Source organism: Nostoc sp. (genome assembly GCF_036916985.1).
Classification (GTDB): Bacteria; Cyanobacteriota; Cyanobacteriia; order Cyanobacteriales; family Nostocaceae; genus Nostoc.
Genome location: NZ_JBALFD010000096.1, coordinates 40,073 through 61,716 on the forward strand (window position 1 = coordinate 40,073; position 21,644 = coordinate 61,716).

Below are 21,644 nucleotides of genomic sequence, written 5' to 3' on the forward strand. Positions count from 1 at the left end.
TATCTATTAGACATTTCCAGAAAAGATTTAGATACCACACAATTATACGCAGACCTAACCCCCCTTCCCTACTAGCGTTGGGGGGTTTTAAAGCCTCTCTCCGAAGCGGGGAGAGGTTTGGAGAGGGGTCTTTTTCTTTTCTGGAGATGTCTATTAAGCAAGATGCCCCAGGCTATACTTGCGATCGCTCTATTACGAATGCCTTCAATTAGCTTGTAATGAACATTTGCTGGATGCTACCTTCTACAAGGTGACACAGGATTTGGAGCGGTTTTTTTAACAATGAAGCGTAGACATAAGGTAGCTTTTAGCTTAACATCACTGATTAGTCTCAATTTAATATCTAGTTTAATTGTATTTGATAGAGCAAAGGCAGCACCAGCAAGAACTCCAGACAAAAGTGTTAATTGCGAGATTTTGGTGGTTGGGGGTGGACTATCTGGTGTGGCCACAGCTTATGAGGGTTTGTTAGCAGGACGAACAGTTTGTCTGACAGAAATTACTGACTGGTTGGGGGGACAAATTTCTGCTCAAGGGACATCTGCATTAGACGAGCGCCCAACTCAGCGAGCTCTCAAATTCTATTCTCGCGGCTATCTGGAATTGCGAAACCGCATTGGGCGCAAATACGGTAAGCTTAACCCCGGTGATTGTTGGGTAAGTGAATCTTGTTTTCTTCCTCGCGATGCTCACACTATTTTGACCCAGATGCTTCAAGATGCCGAAAAGCAGGGCAAAGGAAAGCTGCAATGGTTTCCCAACACGGTAATTAAGGATTTAGAAATTTCTGCTGATGGCAAAATAATTAATAGTGCGATCGCAATTCAACATCAACCACCAAAAGGCGCACCACCTCTTAATACTTTTACTTTATCTCAAACTATCGAAGATTCTTATAGCTACGAAAACTCATCTCGGTTTACCAAAACTATTCTCCGTTTCATTCCCAAGGCAGCAAAAGAGGATGCTCCTAAATGGTACGTTGTAGACGCCAGCGAAACCGGAGAAATTATTGCCCTTGCTGATGTTCCCTATCGATTAGGCATTGATGCCCGTTCTTACCTAGAACCTTCTGCTTCTGCCACCAACAACGATCCATATTGCCCTCAAGGCTTTACTTATACCTTTGGAATGGAGGCAACCAAGGAACCGCAACCGCAAACAATGCCCCCATTTTATTTACAATATGCGCCATATTTCAGCTATGAATTAACGCGACTGGCTAACTTTGATTTAGTTTTTACCTATCGTCGCATTTGGAGTCCAAATCAAGGGAAACCAGCAAAATTCGGTGGTGTAAGTTTTACTGCGCCTACACCAGGGGATATCTCAATGCAAAACTGGACTTGGGGTAACGACTACCGCCCCGGAACAGCCAGGGATAATTTAATTTATACTCGCCAACAGTTACAAGCTACTGGACAGTTACAACCAGGGGGGTGGATGGGAGGACTACGAACAGAAACCCTCCGCAACGCTGAGGAAAATGCCCTCTCTTTCTATTACTGGTTGGTAGCTGGAACTACAGATTCTCAACTAGGAGAAGGTGTCAAGCAGCAGCAAACTAATAACCGTTTTGTTTCTGGTTTAAATTCCCCGATGGGTACAGTGCATGGTTTATCGAAATATCCTTATATGCGAGAAGGACGCCGCATCATTGGCCGCCCTAGTTGGGGACAGCCTGGAGGCTTTACTATCTGGGAAATTGATATTTCTCGCCGAGATTATAATGATGAGTATTATTCCAAGACTCTGCCAGCAGATATGTATCGTCGGCTACGAGCAGCAGTTGCCGGTTTAGAAGCCGTATCAGTAATTGACGGTAAAGTTCCACCAGACAAAGCAATGCGACGGACTCGTTCTACCATTTTTCCTGATGCTGTGGGAATTGGTCACTACGCCATAGATTTCCATCCTTGCATGGTAAATAGTCCTCCAGAAGCCCCTGGTAACACAGAACGTCCAGGTGAAAGGCGTGGTGCCGGTCAAGCCTATCCTTTCCAAATTGCTCTGAGGGCGATGATTCCCCAGAAAATTGACAATTTGCTAGTAGGAGGCAAAAGCATTGCCACTAGTCATATCGCCTCCGCTGCCTATCGGGTACATTCCTTTGAATGGTCGGCTGGTGCAGCTGCGGGAACTGTTGCCAGTTTTGCCATCAAAAATGCGATCGCACCTCACCAACTAGTTGATAATTTACCTAAACAAGAGCCACAACTAGAAGCACTCAAACGGCTTTTGCAACAAAATGGCAACCCTACCGCTTTCCCAGATACATCTATTTTTAACGAAAACTGGGATAATTGGAAATAGGGATTGGGGACTGGGGACTGGGGATTGGGGACTGGGGATTAAATTCTTTCCAATGCACAATACCTAACTCTAATATCGAGTTTGGGTGATTACTTGTAATAAAATCTATCAATGTAGGTTGAGTTGAAAGCAGTGAAACCCAACGTGAACAAAGATCAAGTGTTGAGTTTTGTTCCTCAACCCAACCTACAAATATTACCAGTGTTTAACCGAACCTGATATAACTCCTAACTCCTAACTCTTAACTCCCCAATGCCCAAAACAATAAACTAAACTAGTTACTTGTAGTGTAGTTTTGTAAAATTATCTTGACCAATTGTTGTATGGTTATGACACTTTCAGCAGATGTTTACGGAATGGCTACAGCACCAACTATAGCTCCTGAACGGTCTAGTCAAGTTGTCCGTAAGACTTATCCAAATTACAAAGTGATTGTATTAAACGACGATTTTAATACATTCCCACATGTGGCTGAATGTTTGATGAAATATATTCCAGGGATGAGTGGCGATCGCGCGTGGGATCTGACTAATCAGGTACACTATGAAGGTCAAGCGATCGTCTGGGTCGGGCCCCAAGAACCTGCGGAACTCTATCACCAGCAGCTGCGCCGAGCCGGTTTGACAATGGCACCTCTAGAAGCAGCTTAATTAATATTATGGGCAAACCCACCGTAGATCCTCTCCGCACGGCTTCTCTACGAGACGCTACGCGAACACAAAAAGCTGCTAGACTAGTTTGGAATCACTCGACACATCTTTCTGGTCTGATTCCTATATTAGAACGCCTTTGTCAGCACGATGGTATCCAAACTGTGACGCCAGGAGTGATTGGGCGGGCAAAAGGTCACTGTCCAAAAATGCAACTCCGCGTCTCAGTACCGATTCGCGGTGGTTATAAAGTTATCGCACGGCAGGGTAAAACGGTACAAGAAGTATTTATTTTAACGACTTTACCCCAAGATCAATTAGAAACAACATTAGCGATCGCTATGAGATGTTAATCATTCCTCATGCCCTTTAAGAGTGCTGAGTAATGAGTGCTGAGTACTGAGTGGGAACTCGGAGCGGTTTCAATACCCCACTACCGCTAACAGAACTAGTTTTACCCCATGCCCAATGCCCAAAAAACTATTCTTCAACCCGATGTACTGCAAATTTGTGTAGCGGCAAACTAACAATGCAAGAAAAAGTTAAGAAATATGAAAGAGCCGTAGTTATTTTCAAAGTCATGAGTACATAGTCCCAGTTGGGTAAAACCATTTTCTCCAGACCAAAAGCTAGACAATAAACTAGCCAGTAACTAAAGCTCATTCTGAACAGAATTCGCTCTGTTTCTTCCACGTCATTTGTTTGCTGCTGCCCGTCCCACAGTAACAACAGTCCAATAATGCAAGCTACAAAGGAAACAGCAACTACAAATTCGTGACAAAATATATTTAACGAATGCATTTGTGTTTATTCCCACATTTTTCAGTTAAAATTCAGTCTAAAGGAATATTCCTTGCAGAAATACAAATTATTTACAAACCTCAATAGATTCAAGAGCGGTGAGTAAAAAATCTCACCTAGAACTCAACACTTGGTTATGGGTCTAGTCCGGTACGGCGGAAATAAACATACCATTCCAAATGGTGCAAGACCTTGGAATACAATTCTTGTGACTTTTGACTTCCGCCTTGCGGTACTAGTGGTCTATCGCAAAAGTTTTGAAAGTTAGTGGTGTTCAGGAGTGAAACCCAACCTACTGCTCGCTTCTCTTTCCCTCTCATAGAGCTACGCTGTACACACAAGTCCTAAAAACCTTGTTTGATAGGACTTTCCTCGTTCCCATGCTCTGCATGGGAACGAGAGCAACGATAAAATAATAGAAAATCAAGCTTTTTTCGACTTGTGTATACACCATAGCTCTATGAGAGGCTGCGCCAACCGTTTCGCGAACAAGTAAGCGAGAGGCTTCTTTTTGTTTAACTAATTCGGCGGAATTCCCCATCCGTCTACACGGTGGGGATGGATAGCCGGGTGATGACGAAAACACCTCCGACTAATATCAACCGCAGGTTGATAAAGAAGTGGGGTGTTTGAGAAATCACCAACATTATATTTTAGTACAATGTCAAAGGCATGGTGACGCTCGAAGACTCGCTAACGCTACGCTATCGTAATCATAAATTGGCGAAATCAATATCTGATGCGGGTTGGGGAACATTCACTAACTTTTTAGCCTATAAGCTAGAACGCAGAGGTGGAAAGTTGGTTGAAATTGATAGATGGTTCCCTAGTTCTAAGCTTTGCTCTAACTGTTTTTATCAAATAGGTGAGATGCCATTAGATGTCCGTGAATGGACTTGTCCTCACTGTAATACTCACCATGATCGTGACGCGAACGCCGCGCAAAACATCAGAGCAGAGGGTATCAGAATGATAAAGGCGGAAGGTTCAGCCGTCTCTGCTGTAGGAGGGGAGATAAGACCAAAACTCGGACGAAAGTCTAAGTTGCGGCACTCGCCTATGAGTACAGAAGCCCCAACTTCAGCCGTACTCGGCAAGTTGGGGTAGTTCACGCTAAAAGATTAAGGCTTGGTTGTTGCACGAAATCACTAACTTTTCTCTGCTTGCTTGGCAATATACTTCTCAAGTAGGAATTGCTTGAGGTGCGGTTGTTCTAAGTTTAAACCCAGTTCTTGGGCTTTCTGACTAATTTCCTCATAAGTTAGACCTTCACTAATAGCATTGGCAATCAAGGCAATACCACCAGCCCTTGCTCCAGCAGCACAGTGAATTAAAATTGGTTTGGGTAAGTTCTCAATCTCCTGAATAGCTAACTCTGTTAGCTCTTGATTTGCCTCCGAAGGCTTTAACGGAACGTTGGCATATTGCAGTCCAGCGGTTTCGGCTTGCTGCTGTTCGTCATTAAGAAAACCGGCTTCATCGGGAGAACGCAAATTCAGCACCGATTTAAATCCCTCTTGGGCTGCCTGTTTTAAATCTTCAGAAGTTAGCTGTCCAGCAGCGCTTAAGTCGTCACTAACCTTTTTAGTGTTGCTCATAACCTTTAACTACACTATTTCGATAGTTTTATCGTAGTTCATTTTGTAGCTAGAGACAGGATGGAGTTTTGCATTGTTTTGCATTTTATTTAATCCACGTTCCTAAGCCTGTAATGCCTTAAACCACTTATTCAAAACTGTGCTGATGGTTTTTTTAATCTGATGTTTACGACTCCACTTTTGGAATGCCATTTCATACTCTTCACCCTTGATTTGAAAAGTATTCCAAACATCAAGCCCTATAGGCAATCCACAGAATAGCACAATGTACAGTGACCAAGTAATTGCGCCACCAGTGACTAAATTAACCAGTATAAAAAAACCGTTGAGAATTGCATAATTGCCTAGACGTTTCTGAAATCTTCTGATACGGTAGGCATCAAAAGCTTTTCTCTGTTGGACTTGACCCTGTTGTACACTCCAATCACGTTCCGCTAGTTTTAAAGAATCAGGTGATATTTCTAACTCAGCGGCAATTTCTAATATTTGCTCATAAGAAAATTCTGTATCTTTGTCATCAGCTTGACGAGCGATCGCCAAGTGCAGAATTTGTTGGACATCTTCTTGGCTATACGAGCGGATGCTTTGAGGTTCAAACGCCGTCATAATTCTTTCTCTTATATTACTTTTAATAGAAACTTGCTGCCCAATAGATTTTAAGCAGCTACGCCAGTACTATTTCCATTATTCTTACATTAACAAATCTAGATGCTCTCCTGCATCGAATGTATGAGATTTTTAACTTTTGGCAGGGGTAGGAGGCAGGGAAAGAAGTTCTTTAATTTTGAATTGATTTCTCTCTAGCAATATCTAGCAATATAACTGACAATTCAGGTCATGTGGAAAAGCTAACCATTGACCTAACCCCCTTCCCGAAACGGGAAGGGGGAAAATTCAAAGTCTCTCTCCTACAACGAGAGAGAAATAGAAGAGAGGTTTTCCAGATACCGTGAAAAATCAGAGCAATATAAAGACTCTCCAAACATCCAGATATTATCAAATGCAGCAGAGCATAATTAATAACGAAATAGCAGGCATTAACAAGGATGTAGACTCAATGGTTGACGAAAATGGATCGATTCGTACCCTATCGGTTGATATTGGCGGTAGTGGCGTTAAGGCTATGGTTTTGGATATTACGGGGAATCCTATAACCGAAAGGGCACGTTTAGATACACCCCAACCTGCGACACCGGAGGTTGTAATTAATGCAATTGTTAGGTTAGCAGCGGCTCAAGGTGAATTTCATCGCGTTTCGGTTGGTTTTCCCGGTGTGGTGCGCTGTGGAGTTACAGAAACAGCGGTAAACTTACATCCAGATTGGATCGGATTTGATTTGGAAACAGCATTATTAAAACACTTAAATAAACCTGTACGAGTGATTAATGATGCAGATATGCAGGGTTTTGGTGCGATCGCAGGTAAAGGTGTGGAATTGGTGATTACTCTGGGTACGGGGTTTGGTTCGGCTTTATTTGTGGATGGGAGACTGGTGCCAAATATGGAAATGGGGCATCATCCGTTTCGCAAAGGAGAGACTTTCGAGCAACAGTTGGGGCGTGCAGAGTTAGAAAAAATTGGTGAGAAAAGATGGAATAGGCGTTTAGAAAAAGCGATCGCATCTTTGCAACATCTATTTAATTATGATTACCTGTACATTGGCGGTGGCGAAGCTGTGAGAGTGAATTTCCAGCTACCGTTAAATGTAAAACTCATCCCCAATATCACTGGTTTATTAGGCGGTATTGCTTTATGGCGAGATGAAAAAAGGTAAAAAGTTTTTCAGTATCCACAACTAGGCTTACTAAGCAATGCCTCCAATGGGCTACATCTACGGGGATTTTATCAGAAGAATTCATAACTCAGGAGCGGAGCCGGAGACGCTCCGCCTCCGGTCAGAATTCTGTACGAGTGGGTGATAACGCAATACAGTTCAGATAAACCCAAAACACTTGTAGAGACGGTGATTTATCGCGTCTCTATTTGATGGCATTCCCAGATGATCGTATAGTATGTTATTGTCTAAACCGTTGATTTAGATAGTATATCTGACAACTTAATAGCTTGATTAAAGATAAAAAAAGCACAAAACTAATGACATGATTCTAATTAGATGGCATCGGAGGTGAGTAAATATGAACATAACAATATTATCTGAAAAAATTAGTGCATGACTTTTTTATTTTGTGAGTATGTACTATCCCAGACAGCCGCAATATTGTTGCTTAAAAGAAATATTGGTTGAAGTAAAATAAACTACAATGACTGAAATTGGCCTGATGATGACGGGCATGTTAACAATTAGACAAGCATCTGGGGCCAGTTTGCCACAGCAGCAATTATTTCAGGTGCAAAATGACCTAAACCAGTCAAAACAAAGTCAGTTAGAGATAACTGCTCAAGTCACACCACCTGAATTTATGCAGATAGATGAGATTTCCCCGGCTTCTTCCTCAGCGTTAAAAGTAGAGAAAGAAAACATACTTAAGAAAATTAGTAGAAAAAATCAGTTACTAGTTCCTTCTAACTTCAGTGACTCTAAAAAATATTCTCAGCCTGGAGGTAAAATCCGTACAAAGGCTACAGGAAGGTTCCAGAAGTTTAGTAGCCAACCTCTACCAACTCTTTATTTTGGTAGTTCTGGTGTTGCTGTCAGAGCTTTACAACAGCTGTTAGTATCTAACGGTTATGCTGTGAGAGTAGATGGAATTTTTGGCGCACTCACAGAGACGGCTGTCAAAGCCTTTCAAAACCAGCGAAATTTAGGTGTAGATGGAGTAGTTGGTCAACAAACTTGGGGTGCGTTGACAATTTAGTTATTAGTCATTAGTCATTAGTCATTAGTCATTAGCTAATGACTAATCACAAACTAACGGTGCTTATGCTGCTCTAATAGCTGTTGCGCTCTTGGCTTGTAAATTAAATAGAACAAAGCCTCGATATAGCGCAATAAATCTTCCCGATTTTCCTTTGAAGTAAAGTTCCAGAAGCCATAAATCCGCGCTAAGGATAACAGCTTGGTAGTGTGAATTTTCCAAGTATAGGTAGTGTAAACTCGGTCAATTCCTCGCTGAGAAATTTCATTCCAATAGTTAGGATTTTGTTCACATTTAGTAATAAAATCCACTATTTTTGTGGCTGTTTCCTCTAAATTTGTCGGGTTAATCAAAAATCCATTCACCTTATCTTGAATAATCTCTAATGGCCCACCAAACTGTGTGGCGAAAGTCGGTAATCCTGAAACCATTGCTTCTAAAATTGTCAAACCAAAAGCTTCAAATAAAGCTGGTTGTACAAAAATTCCCTGATGATCGGCAATGACTCGGTAAATTTCTCCGGAATCAGTTTTGGAAAGGCGGACACCCAACCAGCGAATCTTTCCGTGGAGATTGTACTGGTCAATGATTTGATAGAGTTTAATAATTTCGTCGCGTTCTTCGTTGTCGCCTGATTCTTCGACGCGTAATTTACCCGCCACCAAAATTAAGTTGCAATGTTCTTGTAATTCTTTACTTTGACCAAAGCATTCAGCTAAACCTGTGAGATTTTTAATGTGGTCGAGACGCGCCATTGAGAAGAGAGGACGCTTGTTAGGATCGTCGAGTTTACCAAAGATTTGCGCGGGGTCTTCCAGAGTAAAGAGTGTTTCTGCAAGGCGTTGGCGATCGCTCTCTACGCGGTCTTTATTTCGGGTATAGGGGAAGTAATTATTTTCGTTTACTCCAGGGGGTACAACATTAAACTTAGGACTAAATAATTCAATCCCATTAGTTACATGGTACAACTCCGGCATGGTGAAGCATTTGTAAGACTCGTACTGTCCTACACTATCCGGCGTCCCGACAATTTCTTGGTAGGTGCTGCTAATCACAAAATTGGCAGCATTCATGGCGATTAAATCAGCAGTGAATTGCAAGGAAAAATGATATTTATCTTCCAAATCTTGCCAGTAGAGGTTACTAAACAAGTATTTAGATTTTTCTAAAGCATGGGCAACGTTACATTGAGTCACTTTCAGCCGTCGCGCCAGCAAGAATGCCACTAAATTTCCATCGGTATAGTTGCCAACTATTAAGTCAGGCGTGCCGTGAAATTCTGCCCGTAGTTCTCTTTCTGAGTCAATGGCGAAAGTTTCTAAATAAGGCCAAAACTCAAACCGGGAAATCCAGTTTTGAGTTATGTTGGGATTAAATTCTCGCAAAGGTACTCGCAAAATCCAAGCGTTTTCACTACCAAGTACTTTTTCTAGCCGTTGATTACAAAGAGTACCATCACTGTTGGGAATCAAACGGGTGAGAATAATTACCTTTGGCTGGACATTCAATCCCTCTAAACCAGCTAGTAGGACATCTTCTTGTAGTTGCTTTTCTAGGCTTTTTGCCTGATCAAGGACGTAAACTACTTGACCACCGGTATCGGGACGCCCCAAAACGCCCTCTTGCCCAAACCAACCGTGAGCTGACACCAAGACGATTTTAAAAATCATCGGGACGCGAGAGATGAAGGCTTCTAGGGCTTGAGGATCGGGAGAATCAATCAATTCATCAAGAATATTGAGGGTTTCCCTAACTCGCGCTGCGGTGTTACCCCAACCCGGTTCAAAACCCATTGTTTGCAATTGAAACCGGAATTGTTCATAGAGTTCATCGTCGGCGCGATTATTCACAAAATCGATCGCCTTTTTAACTTGCTGGGAAAGTTGCTGCTGAGATTTAATGCGATCGCTGATTAGCAGTTGAATACCGTTGTAGTGGTGTAGGCGCAAGAAATGAAATAAGCTGTCCAGCAATTGTTTGGAGTCTTGGAATAGTTGGCTGGAAAGATAGCGGTTGAGGAATTGCACTCCCTTACCAATATTTTTGGGATCGCGGATGACTGGGGTGTAATCATAAAACGGGCCAAAATCCAACTCCAGCAAGCCGCCGTCGTTAGGATGAGATTTATTCACAAAGCGATCGCGCAGATCCAACAAATCCTGCACCGTCATCGGCTCGATGCTCAAGTCTGAAGTCAACCAATAAACTTCTTGGCTGGCAATCTTAGAACGGATAATGAAACAAAAGTTTGAGTCCTCCTGAATTATTTCCTGAGTATAGTAAATGAGTTTTCCTAACTCAGAATAAGTGTAAAAAGTTTCAGGTTTCTGAGACTTGGAGCAATACTCACTATATACATTGAGTATGTCGTTCCGCAGCAAGTACTTCTTTTCTTGTTGGCGTAATTCACTAATAAAGGAACGCAAATCACTTCTTTCTTCACTATCTAAGACTGCTTGAAGCAATTCAGACATGGCAACTCCATTAGATAACGATGTTTGCATTATTAACTTTTAAGGCTAGACAAATAAGCCTCCATCTTTTCTGAAACCGCATATAAACACGAAATAACACAGATAAATCACATTTATCTGTGTACCTACAAATATCAAATTTTCAGTAGGCACTTAAATCATGTTCTACTTTAACTAAAGTATCTATGGCTCAATATTTTTGGCTCTAACCAAAGGAATACAATTTTTATTCCTTTAGTTATATGTTAGTAAATAACTACATAATAATAACTAGGCACAACATATTATGCCCTCATATTCTTGATATAATTTTTACCATATCATTTATTTACGTGTATTGTAAATTTTTGTTGATAAATAGAATGATCTTGATTTGCCATATTTCTAATGCAAACATAAAGTTGTTTAAATCTGGCCGATTTATATGCCTACCAATACACTTAACAATTAAAAATTAAAAATTAAAGAAATTTTAGACGGGGATTTAGCGAGAAACGCGGTCTTGGGCAAAGCCCAAGTGGAGCGATTTCTCAAGACAAACCCCGACTGAAATGGGTGCTACATGTAGATGTAGGGGTTTTAAACCCTTTAATTTACGATAAATTAATAGCTTCCGACCCTAAATGAATCAATTATCAATTACATCGGAAAAAGCGAATTGCGAATTGTTCGGTCAAGGCTAGAATGTTGCAAAAAAATTGTAAGTTGGGTGGAGGCTTTGCGTAACCCAACATCGTGATATCTGTTGGGTTGCGCTCCGCTCCACCCAACTTACGTCTAATGCACAATTTTTTTGCTTGTCCCGCCACTACATATACTTAGATTTTTTCAGGAATCAAATCGGATTCCTATATAAAAAGCTCATGCTCTAGAGAAGTATGAGCAGATGCTTAGTCCAATAACACAGTAACAGCTTCTCTATCCTTAGCCCGTCTCGTAGAGAAGTAGGATGTCGTAAGACATCTTACACCTAATTTTCATTGAGAAAGTAGATTTGCTTATATACATCAAATTATTGAATAAGATAAACTAATAAATTATTCTGGGTTTACAACCCTTTCAAGTCCATAAACTTGTAGATGGCAGACCCTTGCTAAAGTAGTGGTTATGAATCTTCAAAACCACAATCCAACTTTAATATATAGGAATGTACAGATCGATATAAAATTATGTAGGGCGAACGATGGGACTCGAACCCACGAATGGTGGTACCACAAACCACTGCCTTAACCACTTGGCTACGCTCGCCATTCAACAATCTGAATTATAGCAATAATTTGGCAAACGATCAAGAGTTTTTCTTCAAGGAACGGACTTAGTTGATTTAGAGTCTCCAGAATCTAACGATTACAATAAATTTTACTTGGCAAATATGAAACCATTGACCATCATCGCGTATACTGGAGCAGCAGTAGGACTTGCCGCCTTGGGTGTGACAATGGCGAAAACCAATCCCAGTCAGGTTGAATACGAAGAATATGCAGTTCAACGGCTGACAAAATACTTAAAAACCGATGTATGTAAAAAAACTACGAATATTATCGAAAATTTAATCCGTTTTAATTGTGATAAGTTGGTTGACTCAGCTAACCCACAAATCCAAGGAATTATTGCTAGGACTACAGAAAGGCAAAATTTTATTGTTTTTAGTATTTATCGTACAGATTTAAAAATAAATTCTTGGATACCTTCTTACAAATTTGAAACTGTGGGAGCTTTTGATCAATTTTATACTTACACTGCCGAAGAACAATAAATAAGCAGCAGGGTGAGAATATAAAGGTATTGTAACTTCTTTTAATTTTATTCTTGATGCTTTGTTGTAAGCTGCTTTTTAGAAGGAGTTGTATTTCTGCTCAACCTAATTTTGTATTAATTTTAATAAAAATAAGGAAATGTATTTTTTACTTGACTATTAGAGCATTCTTAACGTACAAGGTATTTTTTAGATGAGATGATTTCAAGTAAAAAATATGTCTAGCAAGCATAGAGCTATTGATCCTCCTAATTTACCTTTAGATGAAACAATGAATAAGGGTATACCAGATAACCAATTATATGAATTAGAAAGCTATAAAAATGTACATTTATCAAATTGCCAGATTGAGGGAACGAAGGGAGTAGAGTTTCAGTATGCATACTTTGATAATGTTAAATCTATAAATACTTACTTTAAAAAACTTACTCTACAAGATGTGAGAATTGCTAAAAGTGATTTTGCCAATACTGAATGGGAAGAAGCTTCACTTAATAGAGTTGAATTTCTTAACTGTAGATTGCTGGGATTTCAAGCAATAAAGTCCAGATTCAAAAATGTTATTTTTAAAGGCTGTCAAGGACAATTATCACAATTTAATTCAAGTAAATTTGATAATGCTATTTTTGAGAATTGTATCCTTGAAGAGTCTACATTTATAGAATCTTCTCTGATAAATGTAAAATTTATAAACTGCCAAATGAATAATGTTATGCTTGCTGATGCTAAATTTAAAAATACAGATTTTCGGGGTTCTAATATAGAGGGTTTACAAATTAATATAAATCAGCTTCAAGGTGCAGTTTTAGATATATTTCAAGCGGCTTATATTCTTCAAAGGTATGCAAATGTAATAGTTAAAGCTGTTGATGAAGAAATAACGGATCAGGCATAAAAGTTGAAAGTAAGTTTTGATTTATCGTTGTAAAAGACAACAAATCTGCTACATCAGGCTTATCTTTATCCTCTTTTTTTAGTGAAGTGTTATTAGTAATTGATAATAATTTTAATAATTACTAGAGTACTTAATTATTCCCAGCTTCATTTTAAAATAAAGATAGTAACTGAGAGTTCAAGCTTTGCCAATGTCATCAGCCTATCTGCTATTGTCTCACGGAAGTCGCGATCGCCGCCCAGAAATTGCTATGCAGCAACTAGCTAGGCTGGTATGTCACAAATTGCCAAAAAACCACAACTCAGTAAATAGCGAATATCTGGTTGGCATAGCAGCTTTAGAAATGAGTTCTCAGCCTTTACACGAGCAGATTCAACAATTTGCTAAGAGCGCCTTTGGCGGTCGCAAACTATCTCAAAATGAGAACCACCTCAAAATTGTACCGCTATTTCTGCTGCCGGGAGTGCATGTTATGACAGATATTCCCGCCGAAGTAGCACTCGCACAACAGGCTACTGGTGAAGATATCATCATTGAGTTGCAACCATATTTAGGCTCTCACCCCAATTTAGATAAATTGCTGGCCAAGCAAATAGCTACTATAGAAGCAGAAGTATGGATTCTCTTAGCTCATGGTAGTCGTCGCCCAGGTTCACAAGAAACTGTGGAAGCAATAGCGGCGAGGTTGGGAGCCGTGACTGCTTATTGGGCTGGGCCTCCTAGTTTAGAATCACGGGTGAAAGAGTTGGTAACTGCTGGTTATCGGGAAATTGCGATCTTACCATACTTTTTATTCGCTGGTGGAATAACCGATGCGATCGCTACCTCAATCGAGGCGCTAAAATTACAATTTTCTGCGGTGAATTTCCAATTGGCGCAGCCATTGGGAGCAAGTGCAGAATTAGCCGAGCTAATTTGGGATTTAACAGATAGATGAACCGCACAGAAAAACAGGAGAACAAGTATTTGGGAAAGGTTTATTTAGTAGGTGCGGGGCCAGGAGATCCAGGATTAATTACTCTGAAGGCAAAAGGTTTGTTGGAATGTGCAGATGTAGTTATCTATGATGCCTTAGTCAGTCCGGCAATTCTAGCAATGATTAATCCCCAAGCCGAGCAAATTAATGCTGGTAAGCGTGCGGGGAGACATTCGTTGTTGCAGTCAGAGACAACCCAATTGCTGATTGATAAAGCGCAGGATCATGCAATTGTGGTGCGGCTAAAGGGTGGCGATCCGTTTATCTTTGGTCGCGGTGGCGAAGAAATGGAAGAATTAGTTAAAGCGGGGATATCAGCGGAAGTTGTGCCGGGTATCACATCGGGAATCGCAGCAGCGGCATACTCAGGCATACCTTTAACGCATCGGCTGTATAGTTCATCGGTGACATTTGTAACTGGTCACGAGGCAGTAGGTAAGTATAGACCGATTGTGAATTGGAGTGCGATCGCTCACGGTTCCGAAACCATTGTAATTTATATGGGAATTCACAATCTGCCTTATATTGTGGAACAATTAAGTATCGCTGGGTTGAATTTAGAAACGCCTATTGCTTTGGTGCGCTGGGGTACGCGACCAGAACAAGAAGAATTGATTGGTACTTTAGAGACAATTGTAGAGCAGGTAGAGGAAACTGGATTTAGTGCGCCTGCGATCGCAGTTATTGGACAAGTAGTAAATATGCACAGTATTTTGTCTGGTTGTCGTCCAGTTTAATGTTTGGTGCAAAGCTTGTTTATAGCGGTTATCGTTTGCATGCAATACAGTCTGACCTCTCTCCTAAAAGGAGAGAGGCTTTAAATCTTACTCCCCTTCCCTTGTAGGGAAGGGGCTGGGGGTTAGGTCTGTATTGCGCTCAACTGAGAAACGCTATAAAAAAAAGCGGACAAGATGTCCGCCCCACAATTAGGTAGTTGGATATTTTTATTTGAAAGTCATTTTGTATTAAAACCCACTCTTGTTTACCGGAAATTACCAGGATTTAGACGAGCGCCGTTAGGCTGAGACTGACGACGAATTGCAACTCCCCTCCGCAAATTGTTTCCAGTACCGCCATCTTGGCGATCGAGGAAAGGTTTGAGATTAATCCCACTTCGAGATGAACTAATCCGATTATTACCATTGCCTAGAAGGGTGCGTCCTAAATTATATAATTCGTTGCCTCCACTACTGCGATCGCCATAAGTGTTAACAGCTATAGTCTGTTGTCCACTGTCAGCAGTAGTCAAGTTCTGAAAAATGCTATTGCGGATAACATAAGGATCTTTCCCACGCGGGACTGTCAGCACAATTCTACAGCTTGGATTCGCCTCAGTTGTGACGCAGACGATATTTTCGTTATTTTCGACAGCTGTCTGAAGTTCTTGTAAACCATCTGGACGATAAAGTTCTAAACGACTGGCAATTGCTGCACAACGCCTTTGTGCATCCCAACCACCACCCAAAGCCGCAGGTGCAGCCCAAGGAAAGAATTGTCCTGGTTGACTTTGTGGCTGATACATGACAGTATACTGACCATTGTAAGACTGACAGGTAAACCGAGTTGCAGTGTCAGATGAGGGTGAAGATGGTATACCAGTCGATGTGTCTATTGGGACTGGTGTTGATGTATCACCCGATGGTACTGTAGGCACTACTACACCATCGCCACTAGTACCAGTATCATATTGTGCCATTGCTGCGGAATTGCTCAGACACAAAGATAAACCAAGAACACCCAAAGACATAAATCTCAGCAGTTGTGATGGCATAAATCATCCTCCAGTATAAATCGGTAGGGAATTGATAGTCTAAGTGACGGATAATTCTGTTTTTTGATTCATCAAAAACGCTATTTTTTCCTCTCTTGCCTTAACCGAACAGTATTGGGGCGTAGTCCATTCTGAATTCTTCTTAACAAAACGCAAAAAACCTCGACTAATTTAGCCGAGGTAAATTCGAGAAGTGAGATTGACGATGAGATACAGCGATACTGAAATCGAAAAATCCTAGCTAACGCTAAAACCAACCAAAACTAAAGTGGTGACGATTAAAGTGGCAAAAAGAGCTTGTAAAACGTATTTACGTTGTTCCCAAATTGCTGGGTACTCAGCATAGTATATCTGGGGTTCAGCTGCGTAGTTGTTGAGGATGCCGTCTTCGTTAATGGTGGTATACATAGTTTTTTCTCTTCTTTGTTAAGTTATGTAACTAAATATAACTATTTTGTTACAAATCGTCAATATGGCTTGACAAAAAAAGACTAATAGTATTGATAAAGCTGACTTATCACGGGATCTGGAAAATCTCGCTTCCATTCCATTAAGGAAAGTGTCAAATCTGAATTCCTTTTTTCTGGTCTAGTTTTTTAAAGCGATACCTACGGTAAGCTACGCTAACGCATGGTGGCGGATATGATCTTCAATAAAACTGGCGATGAAATAATAACTGTGGTCATAGCCTTCTTGGTAACGCAAGTTTAGCGGCTGGTTAACATCTGCACAAGCTTGTTCAAATACCTCTGGCAGTAATTGTTCAGCTAAAAATTTATCAGTAGTCCCTTGGTCAATCAGAATTGGACTGTGATATCCTAGTTGCTTGACTAGTTCACTAGCATCATAAGCACGCCAACTTTCTTGATTGCTGCCAAGATAACCACTAAAAGCCTTTTGACCCCAAGGACAATGCATAGGTGCAGTGATTGGTGCAAAAGCTGATACTGATTTATAGAGTTCTGGGTTTCTCAATGCACAGACAAGCGCCCCATGTCCTCCCATCGAATGACCAAAAATACCTTGTTTTTCAGGTTGGGTAGGAAAGTTGGCGGTAATTAAAGCAGGTAATTCCTGGACGACATAACTATACATTTGGTAGTGTTGACGCCACGGTTCTTCTGTAGCATCAACATAAAAGCCCGCACCAGTGCCAAAGTCCCAGTCATCATCCTCAGCTGCAATGCCAGTATTACGCGGACTAGTATCTGGTGCAACCAATATCAAACCGTACTCAGCTGCCGAGCGTTGCACTCCCGCCTTCGCCATAAAATTCTCTTCCGTGCAAGTTAAACCAGAGAGAAAATAGAGAATCGGCACAGGATTTTGAGTTGCTTGTGGTGGTTGATAGACAGCAAAGCGCATTTCACCGTTACAGGCAAAGGAGTGATGACTGTAAAAACCGAGTTTGCCACCAAAGCTTTTATATTCTGAAATGAGGTTGAGGTTAGGCATTGATTATATTCTCTTATTTGACTACATCGGATTTGCTATCTGTAAAATAACGCTGAAGCGGGGTGTTCAAAGAAGAAAACCCAAGCGATCGCATGAACTAACCACCGCTCACACTGAACTTAGGATTATAATGAGCTTTATTTATAAATGCATAATAACCGTGACGCATCAAAGTTATCGTCGTGATAGAGGCATTCAAACTTATTGAAACCTTGTTTTTGAGATATCTCATATAAAGTTTGTTGCGTTTCTGGAAAATCACATGAAGAAATATGGTTTTCAATCATTGAATAGTCTTGCGTTTGGAGTTGTCTGTTCCCTGACATTTTGCTTATTTCCTTAATGTGACAGTTTTGTGAAATCAAGGTTGATAGTGGTTAGTGATTTCTGGAGTTTAGACTAAAATCTTGGACTTTGGACAAAAATATCTGTTCACGAGCAACATGATGCAAATGTGAGTAAATTGGAGCATTAAGAGAATGTTTGAAAAGGGCGAATAGAATTCGCTACTACACAAACCAAGTCCACCTGCGTGGACTAATACAAAATCAAGAGTTTTTAACCTGCGGAGGCAGGTTTTGCCTGTGTAGCCGCGATTTCTAATCGCCCAGGCAAGTAAGAAATTAGACTTTTCAAACAACCTCTAAGAGGAACTCTGCATAAAACCCGATCAAATCCGGGGTGCGATCGCGCCTCAATCAACCCTGCGACTAGGTAACTTAGTCCCACATCTTTTACAAAACCCAGCATCTAGATCGTGGAAAGTCAAACCACAACCTGCACAAACTGTTTCTACCTGATTAGCAGTTTTCACCACTCGCTTAATTAAATCTCCTACTTGCCAAGGAATCAGCGCAATTCCTGTAAAAATCATCAATACTGTTAGCAAGCGTCCTAATTCAGAAATTGGAATCACATCGCCAAATCCGACAGTTGTCATGGTGACAACTGAGAAATAAAAGGCGTCCAAAAATGTACCGTAATTTTGAGGATTAACTGGATGTTCGACTTGATAAATTAAACCAGAGTAAATAAAAACAATTGCAAATAATGTAAATAATATTCGCGCAAAAATCATGCCATCTTCGGTGCTGATACTGGCGAATAAAAACTTTCTATCAATAAATCTAATTAATCGTAAAATCCGAAACCATCTTAGTAGACGGATAAAACTAATATCCACCATTCCGAGAAAGAATGGTAAAATCGCCATTAAATCAATAATCGAATAAAAACTAAAAATATACTTAATTTTATTTTCCGCACTCCAGAGACGGAGTAAATATTCCACCGCAAAGATGATGACGATCGCAGTATCAGCGAGATTTAACTCAAACCGCATATAATCAGGAATATTATATGTTTCTGCCACAAAAATTCCTGATGATATTAACACCAAAGAGGCAAGTGTTAAATTAATTACTTTACCGATTGGTGTTTCTAGGTCTTTTAAGTAAAACTCTGTTTCTTGTCTGCTCAGTAACATATTCGACCATTAATACATCTTAATTTCCAGTTATAGCATTAGAAATACGATATTATTAATCATTATCCTTATGTTAACTCCAGCTTATATGAACCGAGAATATTTTATGCGTTTAGCTTTGGCAGAAGCAAAAGAAGGCGATGCACCTTACGGTGCTGTGATTGTTAAAGATAACGAAGTCGTAGCTGTAGCTCATAATACTGTGAGGAGAGACAACGATCCATCAGCCCATGCAGAAATTAACGTAATTCGTAGTTTAACAGCTAAACTTAAAAACCCCTCTTTAGAAGGTTATAGCATATATACAACTGGTGAACCTTGTCCGATGTGTGCAACTGCTTGTGTTTGGAGTGGTTTATCAGAAATTGTATATGGTGCTTCAATTCAAGATTTAATAAGTCTAAATCAATCACAAATTAATATATCTTCTGAAGAAGTAATATCCAAGTCATTTAGGAATATAAAAGTCACAAAAGGCGTTTTAAAAAATGAATGCTTGGAGTTATTTAAATAAGCTATAAAAAGCTAACTTGTATTAACAATTAGAATATGATGTAGTGTTACGGTTTCTGTAACGCACTGAAAACCCCAAAATGACGCTTTACTTTCAGCGTAAACACACACTACACCTAATATATAACAACTCTATTTTTCCTCAAAAATAGAATTGTTATAGAAGTTAAAATTACGAATTACAAATTACGAATTACAAATTACGAATTATTTAATTTGGCTCATTCAAATAGGATAAATATGTATTTGCCCAAATAGCAGCTTGGGTGCGATCGCGCAAATTTAATCTGTTTAAAATATTTGTCACATGATTTTTCACCGTTCCCTCAGAAATGTAGAGTTCCTGAGCAATTTCTCGGTTACTAGCGCCTGTTGCAATTAACCGCAAAACCTCTTTTTCTCTAGGAGTAAGTTCAGCTAAACTAGATGGTACAGGCGGGGACTGGATTAGTGCAGGATGAGAAAATTGAGTTAGCAGCTTTTTGACTATACCTGGGCCTAAGTGAGTATATCCTTTATGAACAGCACGAATAGCAACAGCTAATTCTTCTGATGGTGTATCTTTCAATAAATAACCCATTGCTCCATGTTTCAAAGCTGCTGATACATATTCATCATCATCAAAAGTTGTCAGTACTAAAATCTTACTTGTGGGAAAACGTTTTTGAATCTCTCGCGTAGCTGCAACTCCATCCATAATTGGCATTCTGATATCTAGTAAGATTACATCTGGCTGAAATTTCGCAACCAAATCAATCGCCTGTTCACCATTTTCTGCTTCTCCAACTATCTCTAAATCTGGTTCTAGTTCCAATAATGCTCTTAATCCTTGACGAATTAAACTTTGGTCATCTACCAGCAACACTTTAATCATTATGTCAACCTTGCTAATGGAATATTAACTATAATTTTACAACCAGAACCAAGAGCGCTATTAATATTAAAGTTACCTCCAAGTGCTAAAGTGCGATCGCGCATACTGTGAAGTCCAAAACCAGTAGTATTTTGCCCTAAATCAAAACCTTTACCATTATCCTGAATTATCAATCGCAAATTACCTTTTGTCCTCGTGAGTTCTAGTTTAACCTCCGTTGCATCAGCATATTTAGATATATTTGTCAAAGATTCTTGAGTAATCCGGTAAATAGCGGTATTGATTTCAGGTGGTAGAGAATATTCCAGGTTAATTTGGTAAATTGGTAAAATCCCGTTAGAGCGATAAAAATTTTCGGAAAGACTAGCGATCGCGCGTTCTAAAGATTGTTCTTGTAAGGGATTAGAACGCATAGTAGAAACAGATTGGCGGACATCTTTTAATGCTTTTGACCCTAATTCCTTCGCAGTTGCGAGAAATGTTTCAGCCTTACCTGGGTTAGATTGCCATAGCTTTAAAGCAGTTTCTAATTGCAGATTTAAAGCAGTTAGAGAATGTCCTAATGAATCATGAATTTCACGAGCAATTCGGTTACGTTCTTCTAAAGTAGCTTGATTTTCAATTCGCATCGCATATTGACGGAGCTTTTCATTAGCGATCGCTAACTTTTCTCGACTATGCCGTTCAGATAATACTGCATTCATCATTAACAAAACAAAAACCAAGCTTAAGCCAAATACCAGCGACGAATTCAAAATCAAAAATCGATATCGTTCTTGTGCTTGTGGTGATGCTTGAAAATTGAATAACTGGTATTTGAGTTGTGTCGTCAAAAGAAATAAGCTAAATGATAAAGTTGTAACGAATAAACGCCCAGGTAACTGAAAAATTAGACAACTGCGAGTAACTAGAATTATGTATAGAAAGGGAAAAAGCCGAGCAAACCTTTCACCAAAAAGTCCAGTTGTTAAAATCAATAAAATTTCAACAGTTATGTAGATAACCTTATTTATCTGGTTACTCCTGGGTAATCTTAAGCCCATTAATGCAAAAATAATCAGACTATAAATTGATAGTTCTGGTAATATGTTACAAACTGACAATTCGGGAAATACACCACAAATCGATAGTTCTGGAGGCTTGGGACGAAATTGCCGTAATGGAGGTGGTATAACTGCTGTCAATGCAGTGATCGCTAATAGTGTCCACTCCAGATAAAGCAGAGATGGAAAAGGATGTTTATTAATTTTAATTTGACTATTCATT

The 21,644-nt window shown here is 39.9% G+C and carries 21 protein-coding genes, 1 tRNA gene and 1 pseudogene; 11 read left to right on the plus strand and 12 right to left on the minus strand.

What is annotated here, in order from left to right:
- The first annotated feature begins 282 nt into the window (after positions 1-282).
- The 3 genes from V7L07_RS31115 to V7L07_RS31125 all read left to right on the plus strand — a co-directional run bounded on the left by V7L07_RS31115 (position 283) and on the right by V7L07_RS31125 (position 3,316).
- Entirely contained in the window at positions 283-2,313 is a 2,031-nt protein-coding gene (locus V7L07_RS31115; protein ID WP_335063264.1) for an FAD-dependent oxidoreductase, read from the plus strand.
- Between the two features lie 323 nt (positions 2,314-2,636).
- A complete protein-coding gene (gene clpS, locus V7L07_RS31120) occupies positions 2,637-2,963 on the plus strand; it encodes an ATP-dependent Clp protease adapter ClpS (protein WP_179064988.1) in 327 nt (108 codons plus the stop codon).
- 8 nt (positions 2,964-2,971) lie between these two features.
- Positions 2,972-3,316, plus strand: a complete 345-nt coding sequence (locus tag V7L07_RS31125; RefSeq protein WP_179064987.1) for a DUF2103 domain-containing protein — start codon at positions 2,972-2,974, stop codon at positions 3,314-3,316.
- A 127-nt stretch (positions 3,317-3,443) separates the two neighbouring features.
- Here the strand turns inward: V7L07_RS31125 and V7L07_RS31130 are convergent, their stop codons facing one another.
- Entirely contained in the window at positions 3,444-3,764 is a 321-nt protein-coding gene (locus tag V7L07_RS31130; protein WP_335063266.1) for a hypothetical protein, read from the minus strand.
- A 660-nt stretch (positions 3,765-4,424) separates the two neighbouring features.
- Between V7L07_RS31130 and V7L07_RS31135 the strand changes: the two are divergent.
- Positions 4,425-4,871, plus strand: a pseudogene (locus V7L07_RS31135) (RNA-guided endonuclease InsQ/TnpB family protein); the annotation flags it as partial.
- Positions 4,872-4,912: 41 nt separating this feature from the next.
- On the opposite strand, the gene V7L07_RS31140 reads toward V7L07_RS31135, so the two are convergent.
- Together V7L07_RS31140 and V7L07_RS31145 are read right to left on the minus strand one after the other, a co-directional pair.
- Complete coding sequence (locus tag V7L07_RS31140; protein WP_335063269.1) at positions 4,913-5,362, minus strand: beta-lactamase hydrolase domain-containing protein; 450 nt, start codon at positions 5,360-5,362, stop codon at positions 4,913-4,915.
- A 102-nt stretch (positions 5,363-5,464) separates the two neighbouring features.
- Complete coding sequence (locus V7L07_RS31145; RefSeq protein ID WP_334765408.1) at positions 5,465-5,968, minus strand: 2TM domain-containing protein; 504 nt, start codon at positions 5,966-5,968, stop codon at positions 5,465-5,467.
- A gap of 451 nt (positions 5,969-6,419) precedes the next feature.
- On the opposite strand from V7L07_RS31145, the gene V7L07_RS31150 reads away from it, so the two are divergent.
- Positions 6,420-7,136 carry an ROK family protein gene (locus V7L07_RS31150; RefSeq protein ID WP_335063360.1) on the plus strand — a complete coding sequence of 239 codons (717 nt, stop codon included), beginning with the start codon at positions 6,420-6,422 and terminating at the stop codon, positions 7,134-7,136.
- 487 nt (positions 7,137-7,623) lie between these two features.
- On the plus strand, positions 7,624-8,178 hold the full coding sequence (locus V7L07_RS31155) for a peptidoglycan-binding domain-containing protein (protein ID WP_335063270.1): 555 nt from the start codon (positions 7,624-7,626) through the stop codon (positions 8,176-8,178).
- 53 nt (positions 8,179-8,231) lie between these two features.
- On the opposite strand, the gene V7L07_RS31160 is transcribed toward V7L07_RS31155, so the two are convergent.
- Both V7L07_RS31160 and V7L07_RS31165 read right to left on the minus strand, forming a co-directional pair.
- The gene (locus tag V7L07_RS31160) at positions 8,232-10,652 is read right to left on the minus strand and encodes a sucrose synthase (protein WP_335063362.1); all 2,421 of its coding nucleotides are present in this window, start codon (positions 10,650-10,652) and stop codon (positions 8,232-8,234) included.
- Between the two features lie 1,175 nt (positions 10,653-11,827).
- A tRNA-His gene (locus V7L07_RS31165) sits at positions 11,828-11,900 on the minus strand.
- Between the two features lie 124 nt (positions 11,901-12,024).
- Between V7L07_RS31165 and V7L07_RS31170 the strand changes: the two genes are divergently transcribed.
- The 4 genes from V7L07_RS31170 (at position 12,025) to cobA (ending at position 15,016) form a co-directional block, all read left to right on the plus strand.
- Positions 12,025-12,408 (plus strand): DUF4359 domain-containing protein, encoded by a 384-nt coding sequence (locus tag V7L07_RS31170; protein ID WP_335063272.1) that lies wholly within the window; start codon positions 12,025-12,027, stop codon positions 12,406-12,408.
- A 217-nt stretch (positions 12,409-12,625) separates the two neighbouring features.
- The gene (locus V7L07_RS31175) at positions 12,626-13,303 is read left to right on the plus strand and encodes a pentapeptide repeat-containing protein (protein ID WP_335063273.1); all 678 of its coding nucleotides are present in this window, start codon (positions 12,626-12,628) and stop codon (positions 13,301-13,303) included.
- 190 nt (positions 13,304-13,493) lie between these two features.
- The gene (locus tag V7L07_RS31180; RefSeq protein ID WP_335063275.1) at positions 13,494-14,240 is read left to right on the plus strand and encodes a sirohydrochlorin chelatase; all 747 of its coding nucleotides are present in this window, start codon (positions 13,494-13,496) and stop codon (positions 14,238-14,240) included.
- Positions 14,237-15,016, plus strand: a complete 780-nt coding sequence (gene cobA / locus V7L07_RS31185; protein ID WP_335063276.1) for a uroporphyrinogen-III C-methyltransferase — start codon at positions 14,237-14,239, stop codon at positions 15,014-15,016. Before V7L07_RS31180 ends, cobA begins: the two co-directional genes overlap by 4 nt.
- 245 nt (positions 15,017-15,261) lie before the next feature.
- On the opposite strand, the gene V7L07_RS31190 is transcribed toward cobA, so the two are convergent.
- The 5 genes from V7L07_RS31190 to V7L07_RS31210 form a co-directional block, all read right to left on the minus strand.
- Positions 15,262-16,050 carry a COP23 domain-containing protein gene (locus tag V7L07_RS31190; RefSeq protein ID WP_335063278.1) on the minus strand — a complete coding sequence of 263 codons (789 nt, stop codon included), beginning with the start codon at positions 16,048-16,050 and terminating at the stop codon, positions 15,262-15,264.
- Positions 16,051-16,287: 237 nt separating this feature from the next.
- Positions 16,288-16,458 (minus strand): photosystem II assembly protein Psb34, encoded by a 171-nt coding sequence (gene psb34, locus V7L07_RS31195; RefSeq protein WP_335063280.1) that lies wholly within the window; start codon positions 16,456-16,458, stop codon positions 16,288-16,290.
- Between the two features lie 210 nt (positions 16,459-16,668).
- Complete coding sequence (gene fghA, locus V7L07_RS31200) at positions 16,669-17,505, minus strand: S-formylglutathione hydrolase (RefSeq protein WP_335063282.1); 837 nt, start codon at positions 17,503-17,505, stop codon at positions 16,669-16,671.
- Between the two features lie 137 nt (positions 17,506-17,642).
- Positions 17,643-17,831 (minus strand): hypothetical protein, encoded by a 189-nt coding sequence (locus tag V7L07_RS31205; protein ID WP_335063283.1) that lies wholly within the window; start codon positions 17,829-17,831, stop codon positions 17,643-17,645.
- A gap of 368 nt (positions 17,832-18,199) precedes the next feature.
- A complete protein-coding gene (locus V7L07_RS31210) occupies positions 18,200-18,991 on the minus strand; it encodes an ion transporter (protein WP_335063284.1) in 792 nt (263 codons plus the stop codon).
- Between the two features lie 88 nt (positions 18,992-19,079).
- On the opposite strand from V7L07_RS31210, the gene V7L07_RS31215 reads away from it, so the two are divergent.
- On the plus strand, positions 19,080-19,505 hold the full coding sequence (locus V7L07_RS31215; protein ID WP_335063364.1) for a nucleoside deaminase: 426 nt from the start codon (positions 19,080-19,082) through the stop codon (positions 19,503-19,505).
- A 210-nt stretch (positions 19,506-19,715) separates the two neighbouring features.
- On the opposite strand, the gene V7L07_RS31220 is transcribed toward V7L07_RS31215, so the two are convergent.
- Complete coding sequence (locus tag V7L07_RS31220; RefSeq protein ID WP_179064973.1) at positions 19,716-20,378, minus strand: response regulator; 663 nt, start codon at positions 20,376-20,378, stop codon at positions 19,716-19,718.
- Complete coding sequence (locus V7L07_RS31225) at positions 20,378-21,643, minus strand: sensor histidine kinase (protein ID WP_335063285.1); 1,266 nt, start codon at positions 21,641-21,643, stop codon at positions 20,378-20,380. Before V7L07_RS31225 ends, V7L07_RS31220 begins: the two co-directional genes overlap by 1 nt.
- Position 21,644: the final 1 nt, after the last annotated feature.